Genomic DNA, 16,442 nt, shown 5'->3' with positions numbered 1-16,442 from the left:
GGTTCCATATCGAGGAGTGACAATGACAGAAGATGAATTCAGAAAACGATTAGCCGGAGAAGGGTTTGACGAGCCACTGCTGGTAGAACGTGCGCCCGCCACCGAGCTCGACAATCATGTCCATCCCTTCGAAGCACTGGCCCTGATCCTCAGTGGTGATATCACCATCAGTACAGAACAGGGCGAGACCACTTACCATCCTGGAGAGACGTTTCACCTGCAGCCGAATGAGCTGCATCGTGAGGCGTTCGGGCCGCAGGGCGTGCGCTACCTGGCGGGCCGGAAATATGAGTGACGGGCGGGCAGTATGACGGTTTCTGACGATCTCTTTGCCCGCCTGGCGCGCTCGCCATTCCGCCAGCGCTTTCGACTGGGGCGCGCGGAGTATGATTATGCGCTGAGCAAAGGCGAGCCGGTGTTGCGTGAGCATGCCGCAGAGTTTGTTGCACAGCGGCTGGCGCCTGCCCGGCCCGCGCGTGATGGCAAACAGACGCCGATGCGCGGTCATCCGGTGTTTATCGCCCAGCATGCCACCGCGACCTGCTGTCGCGGCTGTCTGAGCAAATGGCACAATATTGCTCAGCAGCAGCCCCTGAGCGCAGAGCAGCAGGCCTATGTGGTGTCAGTGCTGTTGCAGTGGATCAGCGATCAGATGCAGCGTCCCGCACCGCCCGCGCGGGTGGACAGAAAGACGACGAAGCCGGATGACGATCCGCAGCTCGCGCTCTGGTAGCGGACGATCAGGCTGCCCCGGAGGGAATTTTCTGGTGAAAACTGGCCCTTTTTCATTCCTGGTTTATTCTTAAATCTTTCCTGGAATCGCTATGCCAGGATTAAAACCTACACGGCAACAATGAATACAGAGGGAATTATGAAGAAATCAATTATTGCACTGTCTGCTATTTTGCTGGCCTCGCCGGTATTTGCTGCTACCACTACCGATAACACCGTTGCGGAAGCGCACAAAGGCGCGGATACCGCTAAAGAAAAACTGCATCATGCGCAGAATCAGGGCGAAGAACTGAAGCTGAAATCTGAGCACGCGGCGGAAGGCAAGAGCCACACCACCGGCAGCAAAATCAGCGAAGGTACCCAGAAGGGCTGGCACAAAACGAAAGAAGGTGCCGAGAAAGGCTGGGATAAAACCAAGCAGGGCGCTGAAGACCTGAAAAACAAAGCGACCAACTGATTCGCTATCATTTCAGATAAAAAAGAACCCACCGAAAGGTGGGTTTTTTCATTTCCAGAGAAAATCAGGCTTTGCTGGCGGCGGCTTTTTCTTTCTCCGCCGCCGCTAAGGCTGAGACTTTCATCTCTGCGTCAGCCGCTGCTTCGGCCGCAACGGCGGCGGCTTCTGCCGCAGCCTCGGCGGCGGTCTCAGACTGTTTCTTGCCCTCTTCGATCACCTCTTCATCGATGACTTCGATGTTCTCGCGATTATCGCGACCGGAGAGCAGGTTCCAGCAGGCGATGAACAGCGCCGCAATCACCGGACCGATGACAAAACCGTTGATGCCGTAAATCTCCATCCCGCCCAGCGTGGCGATCAGGATCAGGTAGTCAGGCATTTTGGTGTCTTTACCGACCAGCAGCGGACGCAGGATGTTATCCACCAGCCCCACAATCACCACGAAGAAACCGACCAGGAAGAGGCCTTTCCACACGGCACCGGTGGCGAAGAAGAAGACCGCTGCAGGCACCCAGATAATGGCGGAGCCGACGGCCGGGATCAGGGAGAGGAACGCCATCAGCGCCCCCCATAGCAGGCTGCCGTCAATGCCGGTGAACCAGAAGGCCAGCCCGCCGAGAATACCCTGCACGATGCCGACCACAACCGTGCCTTTGACCGTCGCACGCGCCACCGCGGCAAACTTCACCAGCAGGTGATGCTTGACGTAGGTCGAAAGCGGCAGCGCTTCCAGGATCAGATGCACCAGATAGGAGCCATCTTTCAGCAGGAAGAACAGCAGATAGAGCATCACGCCAAAACCGACGGTAAAGCTGAAGGTGCCCCTGCCGATGATGAATGCGCTGCCTGCCAGATACTGACCGCCCTTGAGGGCAAACGAGGAGAGCTTCTGCTGAATCTCTCCGGCGGTATCGAGATTATTTTCAGCCAGATAGTGTTTTGCCCAGCGCGGCAGATGCTGCAGCAGGTCGGCGAAAACCGCCGGGAACTGCGCCGAGTTGGTCTGCAGTTTGTGATAGACCGCATTGGTTTCGACCACCAGCGATGAGGCGATAATGGCCAGCGGCGTAAACACAATCAGACAGATGCAGAGCAGGGTGAGCAGTGCGGCCAGGCCATTGCGTTCCCCCAGCCGGCCCCGCAGATAACTTTTCAGCGGATGGAAAATGACCGCCAGAATTGCCGCCCATAAAATCGGCGAGAAATAGGGCGAAAGCACCTCAAAAAAGGCGAACGTGGCGATCGCCAGAATCAAAATGAAAAATCCGATGTTCAATCCTTTAAAACGCATGGAAAAACCTCATCTGGAACATACTCTGATAAACCCGAAGCACGAATTTTCCGTGTCTGGCTTCGCTTGCACTGACCGCTCATCACTGAATATCGATCAGGCTTTACTCTTTAAACGCTGCCGGTGGCAGCTTCATGCAGGCTAACGCGTTGAAATTCAGGGCAGAAGCGGGGAACGGCGGATGTGCGTTCACGGCGTCGCGCCCGGACAGTCACGTCCGGCAACTGACCATCACGCGCGGGATCCTACCTTAGCGTAGCGGTTTCAACCATTATTGGTAGGTCAGTCACTCATGATCGCGGCGGAATCTGCCGATAACCCGGTTAATGAGGTGAAGATCGGGCGATGAAAAATGCATAACAGGATAATTCTGGCGGCGCTGCTGGCGCTGTCGCTGACAGGCTGTGCCACCAAGCACTATCCGCAGGCCACGGCGGTGACGCCGGAAGAGACGGCGATGCTCAGTTGTGGCGCGCTGGATCAGGAGCTGGTGAAAGCGCACGGCGTACAGAGCGATATTGAGCAGACCGGTCGGTTTGACGCCCTGACCGTGCTGGGCTTCGTCGGCGATTTTGGCTTGGGCAATGGCATTGCGAAATACAATGCCAGCCAGAAGGTGGCGCGGCGCGTCAGCCAGTTGCAGTCGCTGAAAGCCGCGAAGTGCAGCCAGCCTCTTGCGTAGCTGGCTGCGTCGGGTCAGCCGCGTGTCCGCTCGCTGACATGCTGCAGCCGGACATTTTCGGCAGCGCGTTTACCGGCGAGGAAAGCGTGGTCGGAATTGTAATATTCCCACTCACTGTAGCGGCCTGACAGATGAATATCCTGCGTCAGCAGCCACTGCCTTATCAGCGCCACGTTCGCACTGCGCGCATGGTCATAGATGACGTAGGCGTAGGGCATATCGACCTCTGAGGCGCAGAGCAGCGGATCGCTCTCGCTGATCATCCCGACCCGGATGCAATCCTGACGGCAGCGTTCAATCAGCGCATCGCCCGCCAGCGGCAGCGGATGGGCGGCGTTGTAGGTGATTTCACAGGTTAAGCCGAACCCGCCGGGGGGATTGCAGTGCGGGCTGGCATTGCCCTGCACAAAGATGCGGTGAAACAGCGTGTCGCCCGGATAGTAAATCCAGTGTTTTTCGGTCAGGTCAGCCCGGCCGATGCCCAGGTTCACGCAGCGCACCGAGACAAACTGCAGCTGCTGTGCCGCCCGCTGTACATTCTCCGGCGCCTCATCGCCCATCAGTTTAATCAGTTCCGGCAGCGGCATGGTGCTGATCAACTGCTCATAGCGGTAGTGGCGTCCATCCGCCAGCAGCGCGACATGCGCCTGCGGATAAATCCGGCTCAGGGTGGCATCCGTTTCCAGTTTGCACTTCAGGTGCGGCAGAAAGCCGGACATCAGCGCCTGGAAGCCACCGCGCAGCGGATAGCCGAAGCGGGCGTTAGGCCCCACCGGTTTTGCCAGCGGCTGCAGTGCGCCATCGATAATCTGCGCCAGGTCGGGCAGCGGCACGCGTCCGCCCAGCCACGAGGTCTCCATCTCAGTCAGCGGCACTTTCCACAGTTTCTGGTTATAGGGCAGGGCAAAGTGGCGTGCGATCCCTTTCCCCCAGGTGCGCAGGATAAAGTGCTGAAAATCCTCTTCGCCTTCCACTTCACCGGCCAGGCTGCCCTCATCCGCTATCGCGCCATCGGCACAGCAGTCCCGTCGCGCCCGCGCCCGATCCAGCGGCACCGCGGGCGCGGCCGTTTCGCCATAGCGCGCCTCAATGGCGCCCAGCACGCACTCTTTTACGACCTCAACCGGCAGACCGTGCAGTGCCGACTGGAAGGGATAGCGGGTATAGATGCCGTCATTCCAGACCCAGGCCTCACGCGCCTGCCAGTGCAGATTGTCGCCGAGCAGCATCTCGTAGAGCTGCAGGACATAGGGGTCCTGCGAAAACATAATGTGACCGGCATAGTCGAAGGTAAAACCCCGATCGTCGATGGAGCGGCACCAGCCGCCCGGCGTGGCATTTTTCTCCAGCAGCACCGCGCCTTCACCATAGTGATAACCGGCGCTCAGTCCGGTTGGCCCGGCACCGACAATCAGGCAGGGCACCGCTTCGCTCTCCAGCATCGCCGGGGTTAACGGCGTCACGTTCGCCTGGGCACTGGCTGGCGTGACCGGTTCACCGGCAGGCTGCGGATGCGTCAGAGCCTGCTGGATCAGGGCCTGTATCTGTTCTGCCGTGCGATCCCAGGAGGTCGCGTCCACTCTTACCTGCATGCGGCCCGCCAGCGCCAGTCGCTCAGCCGCACTGAAGGTCATCGCCTCTTCACAGGCGGCAATAAAGGCGGCAGGGGTCTCTGCCACCGCCACTTCTTCAGCGTAATGCCGCGCCACGTCCACGATGGCAGTACTGACAATCGGCAGCTGTGCCGCCATATACTCCAGCACTTTGGTGGGCGAGATGAAACGCGTCGAGGCGTTAATGGCAAAAGGCATCAGGCAGACATCCCAGCCCGCCAGGAACTGCGGCAGCGCCTGGTAGGGCTGCTGGCCGAGCCAGTGAATATTGTCGCGCTGCGGCAGGCTGGTGGGATCGATTTTCACCACCGGCCCGACCATGATGATCTGCCACTCCGGATGGCTGTCCGCCAGCGCGGCAATCAGCGGCAGATCGATACGTTCATCCAGTACGCCGTAATAGCCAAGCCGCTTTGCCGGGATCGTATCCTGAAGCGGATGATGGTTACTGCGATCGCGCGCCTGCTCAAAGTGGACGGCATCCACGCTACTGGGGAAGCAGTAAACCTGATGATGTTTATCGCGCTTTGCTTCATAGAGGCTGGAGCCGCCGGTGAACACCAGATCGGCGCGGGTCATCAGCGCCGATTCGCGCTGTTGCAGCTGGCGCGGGGCGTTGTGGAAGGCGGAGAGCTCATCCATGCAGTCGTAGATCACCAGCCGGGGTTTGAAGGGGGTGAGCAGCGGCAGGGCCATGGGGGTATAGAACCAGATCAGCGGCTCCTCATCCTCCTCCAGCAGCGGGGCGAGCAGCAGCAGCAGTGGGGCAATCTGGCTGTCGTGAAAACCGGGCGCGTCGTGGTGGGTATGCGGCTGGATCACGGTGATATTTGCTGCGGGCGAACTCTGATGCAGGCCAGGTGGTCCCGCCTGCCAGACCGGCTCCTCGACGAACAGCACGCGATAGTGCTGTGCCAGACGGGTCAGAAGCTGCTGCGGGCGCTGGAAAACAAAGCCCCAGCGTAAATGACTGAAAACGATAAGAGCGGGTTTGTTCATGACAGACTCCTGACAGGGGGATGAGGAAGGGACGATGTGCTGCAAAAAGCGCTGCGCCTGGCGCAGGGCGTCGGCATAAGGCTGCTGTAACTGGCGGGCGTAAGGATCGGGCCCTGACAGGTCCAGATCCCATAACCCGCTGCGGGTCCAGAAGGTGGTCTCCTCCCAGAGGGGACGATCGAGAATCGGATAGAGGCAGATGCCGAGCATCTCAACACCCGCCAGCTGCGCCTGCGCCACCTGGGCGGCGATCTCGCCGATCCAGGCTCCGCGTCCGCTGCCGACATGGCTGGTTTCTGCCAGCAGCAGCGGCCGCTGATAACGCTGCCAGACCTGCTGCAGCATCTGATGCAGCGGCAGGCGGCGGCTGTCGCCCAGATGCCACCAGAGTCGCTGGTTCGAACCCTGCTCCCACTGGTTGTCGTGGTAATAGTTGACGCCCACCAGATCGAGATAGCGGGGCGCGCCGCCCAGCTCCGGATGACGTCTGCCGCTCAGCATGTCCCACGCCTGGTACTGGGTGTCACACAGGGCGCGTGCCAGCCCGTCGCTGTCGGGATCGGCGGGATCGGGCACGATATGGATCAGTGGATCGCAATGCAGCAGGCGGGCGCGCGGATCCGCCTGCCAGATCGCATCACAGGCCGCCAGCGTAGCCCGCACCAGCTGACGCTTGGCGGCATCCGCCCGATCGGGTTCAGAGATCGCCTCACAGGGGAAAACCCCGACGGAGATGCCCCAGCTGAGGAAAGAGATCTCATTCATCGGTGAATAGACCGGCGCAGACGAATACCAGGGGGCGAGAAAGCGGGCCAGAGCGCCGCAGAAGGCGGCAAACCGGCTGACAAAGTCATCACTGAACAGCGTGACGTCAGCGGGCCAGCCGTAGTGACAGAGTGTCCAGCTGAGCTGAATACCCTGCTCACGTGCGGCCACCATCCGCGCTGCGACGGTCGAGAAGTCATAGCGTCCATTGCGTTCACACAGCCGCCAGCCCACGCTTTCGCGCACCGTGCGAAGGGAAAAGGGGGCCAGGGCGGCATAATCCGCCGCTGCACGGCTCTGATGCTGATTCAGATCGTTCATCGACAGCGCAAGACCGGCAGGATTGATATGATCGGCCCCTTCATAACCCGCCTGCCAGAAACTGGAAAAAGGCGTCATGGCATCTCCCGAAAAAAAGCAACACGCTTCCCGCTGACGCGCCGTCGTGAAACGGGTCAGGGCGTTATGGGTATGCAAAGCAGACTGGCCGGTCGGGCCACTCTCAACGAACGGGCGATCCCTGCCATAAGCCACAGACGCTGAATGGCAGGCATCAGCACCTGTTGCAAAATGGACGAGTGAGATAGCAGGTTTCACAGACAGCGCTATCGGCAGGAAAAAGAGTGGCTTCTCTGAATGTTAAGTGATGAGGTGGAAGCCTTACTGGAAAGTATAGGCTGGGTAATGTTCTTGGCAAATTATTGAAGTAAAAAGAAAAAACGCAGCGGCAAAAAGCAGCCAGCCAGAAACAGGAAATTTTTGCTTCCGTTTCAGTCGCCAGCAAAATAAGCGCAGCGTGAGGCGAGGCTGTCCCTTTTTCAGCTTTGTTAACCTTTTCCGCAGCCTGCAGAACGGTCAGACTCGCCCGCTTCAGGCTTACAGCTTCGCTTGCCTTTTGGCGAACAGGCGACAAGCTTGACGTATCGCTGGCCTGGATCTGCGGGCCAATCAATCGGCGGCGGCGAAGAGACGCCCCCTTTAAAACAGGATGTTTAGCAGACTATGTTCTCATTCGACTGGCACCGTTTTATGCTCAACGATCAGCCCGCCACCTTTTTGTTTGAGGTGGTGGCGCGTGTCCTGATCGCTTATCTGGTGGTATTTACCTTTCTCAAAGTCTCCGGGCGGCGCGGCGTGCGTCAGCTGTCTCTGTTTGAACTGGTGGTGATCCTGACGCTGGGTTCCGCCTCGGGTGACGTGACGTTTTATGATGATGTGCCGGTGCTGCCGGTCATTATGGTGTTTGTGGTTCTGCTGTCGCTCTACCGTCTGACCACCTGGCTGACGGCGCTCAGTCCGCGCTTTTCACGGCTGATTCAGGGGGATGTGATTACCCTGATTAAAGACGGGCTGTATGTGCTGGAAAGTCTGGATCGGCTGAATATTTCCGAAGATGAGTTCTATATGGAGTTGCGGCAGAGCGGCGTGGAACATCTGGGGCAGATCCGCCTGGCGCTGGTGGAGGTCGATGGCCAGCTCAGCCTCTATTTCTATGACGACGATGCGATGCGCGCCGGGTTAAGCGTGCTGCCTCCCGCGCACCGGCAGGATTACAGCACGGTCCCGACGAGCGGGCTTTATGCCTGCACCCATTGCGGCCAGACCCGGACCATTGAGGCAGAGCAGCAGGCGGTCTGTCCGCGCTGCCAGCGCCAGCGCTGGTCTGTGGCGCTGACCGTGCGCCGGTTGCACTGATGGCCTCAGCCTGGAAAGCTGAACCGCAGCTAAACGCGTTGCAGCTTGTTCCCGGTTGCCACATAACTTTGCCTGTTACTGACAGAAAATGAAAACGCTTCGGGCAGCATAGCGTCACCGTTATCAAAGAGGTGTGCGTATGAAAGTGAGGCTGGCCAGTGGGTTACTTTTTTTACTGTTATCGTTTGGCGCGTTTTCACAACAGGTGATTAGCGAAAGTCATCCCCATTCACGCAGTGCGCGACTGCTGGAACAGGGGAGCCAGGTGGATACGGCGGATACGCCGGATGAACATCTGCTGGAGGGACGGGAGGGGCGGAGCACTCTGCAACGCAGGCCGTTTTAAGATAACGCCCCGGCAGAGCACGCTGCCGGGGCACCAGAGAGCCGAATCTGAACGCGTCAGACCCGCAGGTTACAGGGTGGCCTGCGTGGGTGACAGGCCAGGCACCAGAATCACCTTGCGGCACTCCTCTTCCCGTTTGTTGAAAATATCGTAGCCGCGGGCCGCATCCTCCAGCGGCAGATGATGGGTCACAATCTCTTCCGGTGTCAGGTGGCCCTGTTCAATCAGCTTAAGCAGGTCAGGCAGATAGGCGTGAACGTGGGTCTGCCCCATCTTAAAGGTCAGTCCTTTGTCGAAGGCGTCACCAAACAGGAAGCCGTGAATAAAACCGGCATAAACGCCCGGCACGCTGACGATACCGCCACGCCGCACCGCCGCAATACACTGGCGCAACGCTTTACCGCTGCTGCCCTCCAGTTTGAGGTTGCTGAGTACGGTTTCCGTCAGGCTGCCTTTCGCCTCAAAGCCCACGGCGTCAATCACCGCATCCACCCCGCGATTGCCAGCGCTCTGTTCGATGATCCAGCCTGCCGGGTCATCAATTTCATCGAAGTTAATCGGGATAACGCCATAGCGTTCACGGGCAAAGTTTAAGCGGTAGCTGTTGTGGTCGATCATGTAGATCTGTTCGGCCCCCTGCTGACGGGCGCAGGCGGCGCTGAGCAGCCCCACCGGCCCGGCACCGAAAATAGCCAGGCTGGAACCGGGTCTGACCTCGGCATTTTTTACCGCCTGCCAGGCGGTCGGCAGGATATCGGAGAGGAACAGCACTTTCTCATCCGACAGCACCGGCGGCACTTTAAACGGGCCAGTGTTGGCTTTAGGCACCCGGACATACTCAGCCTGTCCGCCGGGCACACCACCGTAAAGTTTGCTGAAGCCAAACAGCGCGGCCGGCGGAGTAATATTTTTGCGGTTCATGATGGCACCCCGGCCGCTGTTGGTGTTCTCACAGGCGGCATACTGATTAAGCAGGCAGAAAAAGCAGTCGCCACAGGCGATAACGAACGGGATGACCACCCGATCGCCTTTGGCGACGGCCGTGACCGCACTGCCTGTCTCAACCACTTCGCCCATAAACTCATGGCCAAAGATATCACCATGGCCGGTGCCGGGAATTTTGCCGCGATAGAGGTGGAGGTCTGAACCACAAATGGCCGTGGCGGTCACACGCAGAATAATGTCATCTGCGGCTTCCAGGCCGGGATCGGGGACGTTATCCACGCTGACTTTATGCGGGCCGTGGTAGGTTAATGCTTTCATCTGTTCATCTCCTGCTGATAAGGGAAGGGCGGTCAGACCGTGAGCCGTGACCACTCGCGGGGAAGTGTTGCGATATCTGAGCCTCAACCTGCGTGAAGTGTAGTCACCCTCAGAAGAGTAAGCAGAGCGGTGCAGGAGAAAGCCCCGTCTCAGCCGGGCTGGCAGGGAGGGGGTGTCCGGGTGTCAGCAACCGTGACAAGAGGCGCATCGGGCTGCCACCGCATCAGATCGGCAAAGGCGCGACGATAAGCCGTGTCGATTTGCGCCGGCACCTGTTCAATGTAGCGGAAAGCGTGTTCCCGCGTTTCACCGCTCAGCTGCTGCAGATAGTGCCGCGCCTGACCCAGCGTCGGTATCTGGCCTTCGACACCGGCCATGCGGGCGGGCAAATCAGTCCAGATGAGACCTTCAATCCCTCTGGCCTGCGCCCACGCCGCCAGCGGGCCTGTGGCGTTATCTGTCACCGTGGTCATCCCGACGCCATCGACGCGGTTGTCCGGAATGGCCTCACGAAGCCGCAGCGCCTGGCAGGCCCGCTCCAGTGAAGCGGTATTCAGCCAGGCCCAGCACACCGGCACCGGACTGGCATTCAGACAGATCGCCGTGGAGAGCTCACCGCCATCACTGATGCGCACAAATTCCACCGGTACGGCGGGACCATCATGATGCCACTCACTGGCGACCGGCAGCGCGCCGGTTTTCCAGATTAACGATCCCCAGCCCAGACAGGCAATTTTCATTCTCTTCTCCCGTGTTTGCGTCGCCACCTTCGCGACCCGTCAGAGTTAAAGCGTAGTCCGTTACGCTTAATCGTTACAGGGATCACCTTTTTTAGTGCGGTAAAGCGGCCTTAAAGATGGCATGATCTGCCCCGCAGTCACTCTGCACAACCTGACGGTTATTTCAGCAATCTGTGCGCGTTTATCGGTGCGGCTTGAACTTTTATCGTCAGGTAGTGTAAAAAGTGGCGCACGCAAACGATTACCTGTGCATGTGCGTTGGCAGCATCACGCGCGCAGGTTCCGCTGCGACCGGGCCGGAAAGCAGGGGACGACACCTCTTTCAGCGGTCCAGGGTACTGGCGCTTTTAACACGGAATATCTGATGAAAACCACGCAAACTGGCACGCTGGGCGCGCTTGAAAGTGACGTCGATACGGGATGGCGTAAAACCGACACCATGTGGATGCTGGGTTTATACGGCACTGCGATTGGCGCGGGCGTCCTGTTCCTGCCGATTAATGCGGGCGTCGGCGGCCTCATCCCGCTGATCATTATGGCAATACTGGCGTTTCCACTGACCTTTTATGCGCACCGCGCGCTGACCCGCTTTGTCCTCTCCGGCAAAAACCCGGCCGGTGATATCACCGAGGTTGTTGAGGAGCATTTCGGCGTCGGGGCGGGCAAGCTGATTACGCTGCTCTATTTCTTCGCCATCTACCCGATTCTGCTGATGTACAGCGTTGCGATTACCAATACGGTCGAGAGCCTGATGGTGAATCAGCTGGGGCTGGTGCCGCCGCCGCGTGCGCTGCTGTCGCTGCTGCTGATTGTCGGGCTGATGACCATTGTGCGCTTTGGCGAGAAGATGATTGTCAAAGCGATGAGCGTGCTGGTCTACCCCTTTGTCGCGGTGCTGATGCTGATGGCCTGCTATCTGATCCCGCACTGGCACGGCGCGGCGCTCTCCACGCTGACCGTTCAGCCTGCAGGCAGCAGCCTGTGGATGACGCTGTGGCTGGCGATCCCGGTGATGGTCTTCTCCTTTAACCACTCTCCCATTATCTCCTCCTTTGCGCTGGCGAAGCGCGAAGAGTATGGCGACGCCGCTGAGAAAAAGTGCTCGCGCATTCTGGCCTGCTCACACCTGATGATGGTGGTGACAGTGATGTTCTTTGTCTTCAGCTGCGTGCTGAGCCTGTCGCCTGAGGATCTGCATGCGGCCAAGGCGCAGAACATCACGATTCTCTCCTATCTGGCGAACCACTTTCAGGTGCCGATGATTGCCTGGCTGGGCCCGCTGATCGCGGTGGTGGCGATCACCAAATCGTTCCTGGGTCACTACCTTGGCGCGCGCGAAGGGTTCAACGGCATGGTTAATAAAGCGCTGCGCAGTCGCGGTAAAGCGATCGCGCCGGCCAGACTGAATCGCCTGACGTCACTCTTTATGCTGCTGACGACCTGGCTGGTGGCAACGCTGGACCCGAATATTCTCGGCATGATTGAGACGCTGGGCGGGCCGGTCATTGCCATGATCCTGTTCCTGATGCCGATGTACGCCATTCAGAAAGTCCCGGCAATGCGTCAGTACAGCGGAAAACTCAGCAACCTGTTTGTGGTGCTGATCGGAGTGATTGCCATCTCCGCTATTTTCTATTCGCTGGTGAAGTAATCCTGCCCACGGCAGGTGCCTCCTCCGGGAAGCACCTGCCGTTCCCCCTGTCATACATGCCTCCCGCGCGTCCGAATCCGGCTCATCCCCTCACTCCTGCCTGACTGAAGTATCTGGTTAGCAATGGTTACAGTTGTTACAGAGTGACATGGTAGAGTTAACGCGAATAATTATTATTCCTTTAAAGGACAGGATGAACATGAAGATCGGGATGGCTGCTGCCACCACACTTTTGCTGTCGACCGCCTGCGCGGCCACCACTTATCCGGTCACCGTGACCGATATGGATGGACAGAAAATTACGCTGCAGAAAGAGCCTCAGCATGTGATTCTGCAGGATGGCCGCGACGTCATGACGCTGGCACTGCTGGATCGACAGAATCCGTTTCAGCGGGTCGTGGCCTGGAACAATCTGCCGAAAAAGCAGGACACCCAGACCTGGGATCTGCTGAAGCAGCGCTGGCCTCAGGCGACCTCAATTGTGGATATGGGCTTTAACGATCAGGGCCAGGTCAACCTGGAGAGCGTGCTGGCGAAGCAGCCCGATCTGATGATTGCGCAGCTGCGTGCTAAACCCGCGCTGACACAATCAGGCGTGCTGGCCACCCTGAAAAATCTGCACATCCCGGTACTGTTCCTCGATGATGAGCTGCATCCGAAAGAGAACACCCTCAAGAGCGTGAGCGTGCTCGGCACGGTGCTGAACCGTGAAGCTGAAGCAAAAGACTACGCCGATTTTTATCAGCAGCGCTGGCAGGCGCTTCAGGAGAAGATCGCCCAGGTTCCGCACAAGCCGACGGTTTTTGTCGAGCCGATTGCCGGTAACAGCGACAACTGTTGCTTTACCCACGGACACAACGGCTGGGGCGCGCTGGTGGAGGCGGTCGGCGGCAAAAATATTGGCTCTGCACTGCTGCCCGGCAGTTCCGGCTTTGTTTCGCTGGAGAAGATCATCGCCATGAAGCCGGATGTCTACATCATGACCGGCTCAAAGCGGCCGAACAGCAATGTGCTGCCGTTTGGTTATGGCGCGAATCAGGCCGAGGTAACCGCGACCTTTAAGCGCTTACAGAGCCGCACGGGGCTGGCGCAGATCGCCCCGGTCAGAGAGCAGCGCGTCTATGGCGTTTACCATCACTTCTACAATCATCCCTACAACATTATCGGGATGGAAATTCTGGCGAAAGATCTCTATCCGCAACAGTTCCGTGACCTCGACCCCACGGCGGATTACCACCACATCGTGACGCACTTTACGGGGTTACCTGACGCGCCCGTGATCCTCAGTACGCCATAACCGGCCCCTGTCAGGGTGCGGTTTCGTACCCTGACACACGTTTTCGCTGGCAGCGATGATCGGCGTTTTGTCTGATGCGCCGGTCAGACCGCGGGCAGGGCGGTCTGCAGTGTTAAGAAAGTGATAATTACGCGTAATGGTCTGTAAATTGGCGGTTTTTAAGAATTATACAGATGTTGCCATACAGGATTATTGCCATGATGCCGATCAACGGTGCCTGACAGCCGTTATTTTCGGAGGCAGTACCATGAAAAAAACAACATTAACGCTTATCGCTTCACTTTTGACATGCAGCACGCTCTTTTCTCAGACCACGCTGGCAGACGATCGCGGCGATCCGCACCGCCCGCCGGTGCCGCATCAGAATGATGGCCCTGGCCCGGATGCGTGGGGGCCCGGCCCGCATCCGGATCGTGACCGCGACGACCGCCATCGTCATGAGGAGCGGGAACGCCATGAGATTGAACATGCGCGTCATGATGACGAGCGCTTCCGTCACGACAGAGGGCGATATGAGCCGCGCGACGCATTCGCCTGGCAGGGACATGAGTTTCGCCGTGGCCATGCGATCCCGCGAGCCTATTGTGACGACCGTTACCGCGTTGACGACTGGGATGCGCGCGGACTGCCTGAACCTCCGCAGGGGGAACACTGGGCAGACATCAACGGCAACTATGTGCTGATTGCGGCGGCAACCGGCATTATTACCTCACTGCTGATGAACAACGCACTGAATTGATCCCACGGGATGGCGGCGGCCATCCCGCTTTCTTTCCGTTTTGCGCCGCCAGCGTCTATCCTGAGACTCCACACTGACATTCTCCCTGTGTAAGGAGTCATGATGACGACGGTTAAGATGGTTGCGGTTGATATGGATGGCACTTTTCTGGACGACAACAAGCAGTACAATCGATCCCGGTTTCTCGCCTGCTACCAGCAACTCACCGCCCGCGACATCAAATTTGTCGTGGCCAGCGGTAATCAGTACTACCAGCTCAAATCCTTTTTTCCGGAGGTCTCCAGCGATATCGCCTTTGTGGCGGAAAACGGCGCATGGATTATCGACCGTGATGAGGAGCTGTTCTGCGGCGCCTTTGACCGCCGCGATGTCGAAGCGGTCATCAACACCCTGCAAAACGGCAACTATCCCGGCCTGCGTTATCTGCTGTGTGGACGCGAAAGTGCGTACTACTTTGACGGCATGGAAGAGAGCTGGCTGAAAAAGATGCGTCACTACTGTCATCGCCTGAAGCCGATTCAGCATCTGGATGAGGTGCAGCATGATCGGTTGTTCAAGTTCGCACTCAATCTCTCTGACGACGCTATCGAGCCGCTGATGGCGGATATCGAACGGCTGCATCATGGTCGTGTGGCCGCAACCTCAAGCGGACACGGCTCCGTTGACCTGATTGTGCCGGGCAACCATAAAGCGCACGGCCTGGATCTGCTCGCCACGCGCTGGGGCATCACACACGACCAGGTGCTGGCGTTTGGTGATGGCGGCAACGATCTGGAGATGCTTAAGCAGTCTGGTTTCAGTTTTGCCATGGCCAACGCGCCACAGCGGGTGAAGCAGGCAGCACGCTATGCTGCCCCTGCTAATAACGAAGAGGGCGTGCTGCAGGTGATTGAGCAGATGCTGGCCGGTGAGGGGCCATTCGCAAATCTGCCCGCGTAACGGACAGACGCGGTTTTCACCAGGGCAGAGGCGGGTCATCTGGCCCGCCTCGCTTCACGCCGTGATGCGCCAGGCCTGGGCGATCATCGTCTCCATCTGTTCGCGGCTGTAATTCACCAGCGAATTTTTGCTGTTGGCGCGCGCCAGAATCCACTTCACCTCTTCGCCCGTCAGCGTGGGACCCCCCTGCCAGAACGGCAGAATCGCCTGCTGCTGCAGCCACGTTTTGAGGAACTGCGCGGGTGAGTCGGTGGCTTCACTGAAAAGCTGCCCATGTAACGCTGACATCAGTGTCTGCTGCAGCGGATGACCGCTGTCGGCCAGCAGATCCAGGAAAGGGAACAACAGCCGTCCGCACACTTCACCGTGGTGAAATGGTTTTATCGCGCCCAGTTCGCCTGCAATACCGTGGATGACCCCCAGACCGGCGCTGCTCAGCGCAACACCCCCCAGCCACGATGCCATCATCATCGACTCTCTTGCCGCATCGCCCGCACTCTCTTCACTGTTCAGCGCCGGCCAGGCCTGAATAAACTGACGCAGGCCGGTCACGGCCAGCTGTTGAGTGAAAAGATTACCTTTCGCGGAGAGGTAGGCTTCAAACAGGTGGGTAAAGGCATCGATCCCGCAGGTCGCCAGCACGTGATCAGGTGCCCCCTTCAGCAGATCGGGATCGAGAATAGCCACTTCCGGGACAAAAACCGGGTGGCGCAGTGAGGCTTTGATCTGAATATCGCGCTGGTCGGTCACCACCGCATTCTGCGTCACTTCACTGCCGGTCCCGGCCGTCGTCGGAATAGCAATCAGCGGTAACGTGACTGGCTGAACCGCGCTGTCGCCCACCTTTTCCAGATAGCGGGCCGTCGGCAATGGATGTTGCATCATCGCGCTGAACGCTTTAGCCGCATCCAGCACGCTGCCCCCGCCGATGGCCACCACCCGATCCACATGACCCCGCCAGCGTGCCACCCAGCCATCAATCTCAGCAGGAGAGGCTTCATGGCTGACAATTTCATAGCCGATAATCTGCGCGTTCAGGTCAGCTTTAATCCGCTCATACGCCGCGCCCTGCAGAAAGGATTGCCCGCAAAACAGCAAAGTAGGCTGTGACCGGGCGGCCAGCAGCGGCACCAGTTTATCGAGGCTGCCGCGGCCAAAGAGGGTTCGTTGATTACTGTACAGCTCACTCAGGTTCACACTCACCAGCGCATCCTTTTTACATTTCACTAAAAT

15 protein-coding genes are annotated in these 16,442 nt (G+C 58.6%); 10 read left to right on the top strand and 5 right to left on the bottom strand.

The annotated features are described in order from the left end of the window. The first annotated feature begins 22 nt into the window (after nt 1-22). The 3 genes from S7A_RS14010 to S7A_RS14000 all read left to right on the top strand — a co-directional run bounded on the left by S7A_RS14010 (nt 23) and on the right by S7A_RS14000 (nt 1,189). Entirely contained in the window at nt 23-295 is a 273-nt protein-coding gene (locus tag S7A_RS14010) for a cupin domain-containing protein (RefSeq protein WP_009091548.1), read from the top strand. A 12-nt stretch (nt 296-307) separates the two neighbouring features. Then, nucleotides 308-733 carry a DUF4186 domain-containing protein gene (locus S7A_RS14005; RefSeq protein WP_009091547.1) on the top strand — a complete coding sequence of 142 codons (426 nt, stop codon included), beginning with the start codon at nt 308-310 and terminating at the stop codon, nt 731-733. 138 nt (nt 734-871) lie between these two features. Next, complete coding sequence (locus S7A_RS14000; RefSeq protein ID WP_033736382.1) at nt 872-1,189, top strand: hypothetical protein; 318 nt, start codon at nt 872-874, stop codon at nt 1,187-1,189. A gap of 64 nt (nt 1,190-1,253) precedes the next feature. Here S7A_RS14000 and S7A_RS13995 read toward each other — a convergent pair whose 3' ends face one another. Next, entirely contained in the window at nt 1,254-2,480 is a 1,227-nt protein-coding gene (locus S7A_RS13995) for an AI-2E family transporter (protein ID WP_009091545.1), read from the bottom strand. Nucleotides 2,481-2,832: 352 nt separating this feature from the next. On the opposite strand from S7A_RS13995, the gene S7A_RS13990 reads away from it, so the two are divergent. Beyond that, complete coding sequence (locus S7A_RS13990; protein ID WP_009091543.1) at nt 2,833-3,162, top strand: hypothetical protein; 330 nt, start codon at nt 2,833-2,835, stop codon at nt 3,160-3,162. Nucleotides 3,163-3,176: 14 nt separating this feature from the next. On the opposite strand, the gene S7A_RS13985 is transcribed toward S7A_RS13990, so the two are convergent. Further along, nucleotides 3,177-6,938, bottom strand: coding sequence for an NAD(P)-binding protein (locus tag S7A_RS13985; RefSeq protein ID WP_009091541.1), 3,762 nt, complete (start codon nt 6,936-6,938; stop codon nt 3,177-3,179). 603 nt (nt 6,939-7,541) lie between these two features. Between S7A_RS13985 and S7A_RS13980 the strand changes: the two genes are divergently transcribed. Both S7A_RS13980 and S7A_RS20895 read left to right on the top strand, forming a co-directional pair. Continuing rightward, nucleotides 7,542-8,234, top strand: coding sequence for a DUF421 domain-containing protein (locus tag S7A_RS13980; protein ID WP_009091539.1), 693 nt, complete (start codon nt 7,542-7,544; stop codon nt 8,232-8,234). A 139-nt stretch (nt 8,235-8,373) separates the two neighbouring features. After that, a complete protein-coding gene (locus S7A_RS20895) occupies nt 8,374-8,580 on the top strand; it encodes a hypothetical protein (RefSeq protein ID WP_009091537.1) in 207 nt (68 codons plus the stop codon). Nucleotides 8,581-8,649: 69 nt separating this feature from the next. On the opposite strand, the gene S7A_RS13975 is transcribed toward S7A_RS20895, so the two are convergent. Together S7A_RS13975 and S7A_RS13970 are read right to left on the bottom strand one after the other, a co-directional pair. Continuing rightward, entirely contained in the window at nt 8,650-9,843 is a 1,194-nt protein-coding gene (locus S7A_RS13975) for a zinc-dependent alcohol dehydrogenase (protein ID WP_009091536.1), read from the bottom strand. A gap of 149 nt (nt 9,844-9,992) precedes the next feature. Then, nucleotides 9,993-10,583, bottom strand: coding sequence for a hypothetical protein (locus tag S7A_RS13970; protein WP_009091535.1), 591 nt, complete (start codon nt 10,581-10,583; stop codon nt 9,993-9,995). Nucleotides 10,584-10,947: 364 nt separating this feature from the next. Between S7A_RS13970 and S7A_RS13965 the strand changes: the two genes are divergently transcribed. From S7A_RS13965 to S7A_RS13950, 4 genes are all read left to right on the top strand, one after another. Further along, complete coding sequence (locus S7A_RS13965; RefSeq protein ID WP_009091534.1) at nt 10,948-12,234, top strand: HAAAP family serine/threonine permease; 1,287 nt, start codon at nt 10,948-10,950, stop codon at nt 12,232-12,234. Between the two features lie 199 nt (nt 12,235-12,433). Beyond that, a complete protein-coding gene (locus S7A_RS13960; protein ID WP_009091533.1) occupies nt 12,434-13,531 on the top strand; it encodes an ABC transporter substrate-binding protein in 1,098 nt (365 codons plus the stop codon). Between the two features lie 247 nt (nt 13,532-13,778). Continuing rightward, nucleotides 13,779-14,270, top strand: a complete 492-nt coding sequence (locus S7A_RS13955) for an RcnB family protein (RefSeq protein ID WP_009091532.1) — start codon at nt 13,779-13,781, stop codon at nt 14,268-14,270. Between the two features lie 102 nt (nt 14,271-14,372). Next, nucleotides 14,373-15,209, top strand: a complete 837-nt coding sequence (locus S7A_RS13950; RefSeq protein WP_009091531.1) for a Cof-type HAD-IIB family hydrolase — start codon at nt 14,373-14,375, stop codon at nt 15,207-15,209. A gap of 54 nt (nt 15,210-15,263) precedes the next feature. Here the strand turns inward: S7A_RS13950 and S7A_RS13945 are convergent, their stop codons facing one another. Next, nucleotides 15,264-16,412, bottom strand: a complete 1,149-nt coding sequence (locus S7A_RS13945; RefSeq protein WP_033736587.1) for an iron-containing alcohol dehydrogenase — start codon at nt 16,410-16,412, stop codon at nt 15,264-15,266. Nucleotides 16,413-16,442 lie beyond the last annotated feature (30 nt).

This window comes from Pantoea sp. Sc1, assembly GCF_000255315.1.
Lineage (GTDB): Bacteria > Pseudomonadota > Gammaproteobacteria > Enterobacterales > Enterobacteriaceae > Pantoea > Pantoea anthophila.
Note: the sequence above shows the minus strand (reverse complement) of the source record. Positions and strands in the feature narration are given on the sequence as shown.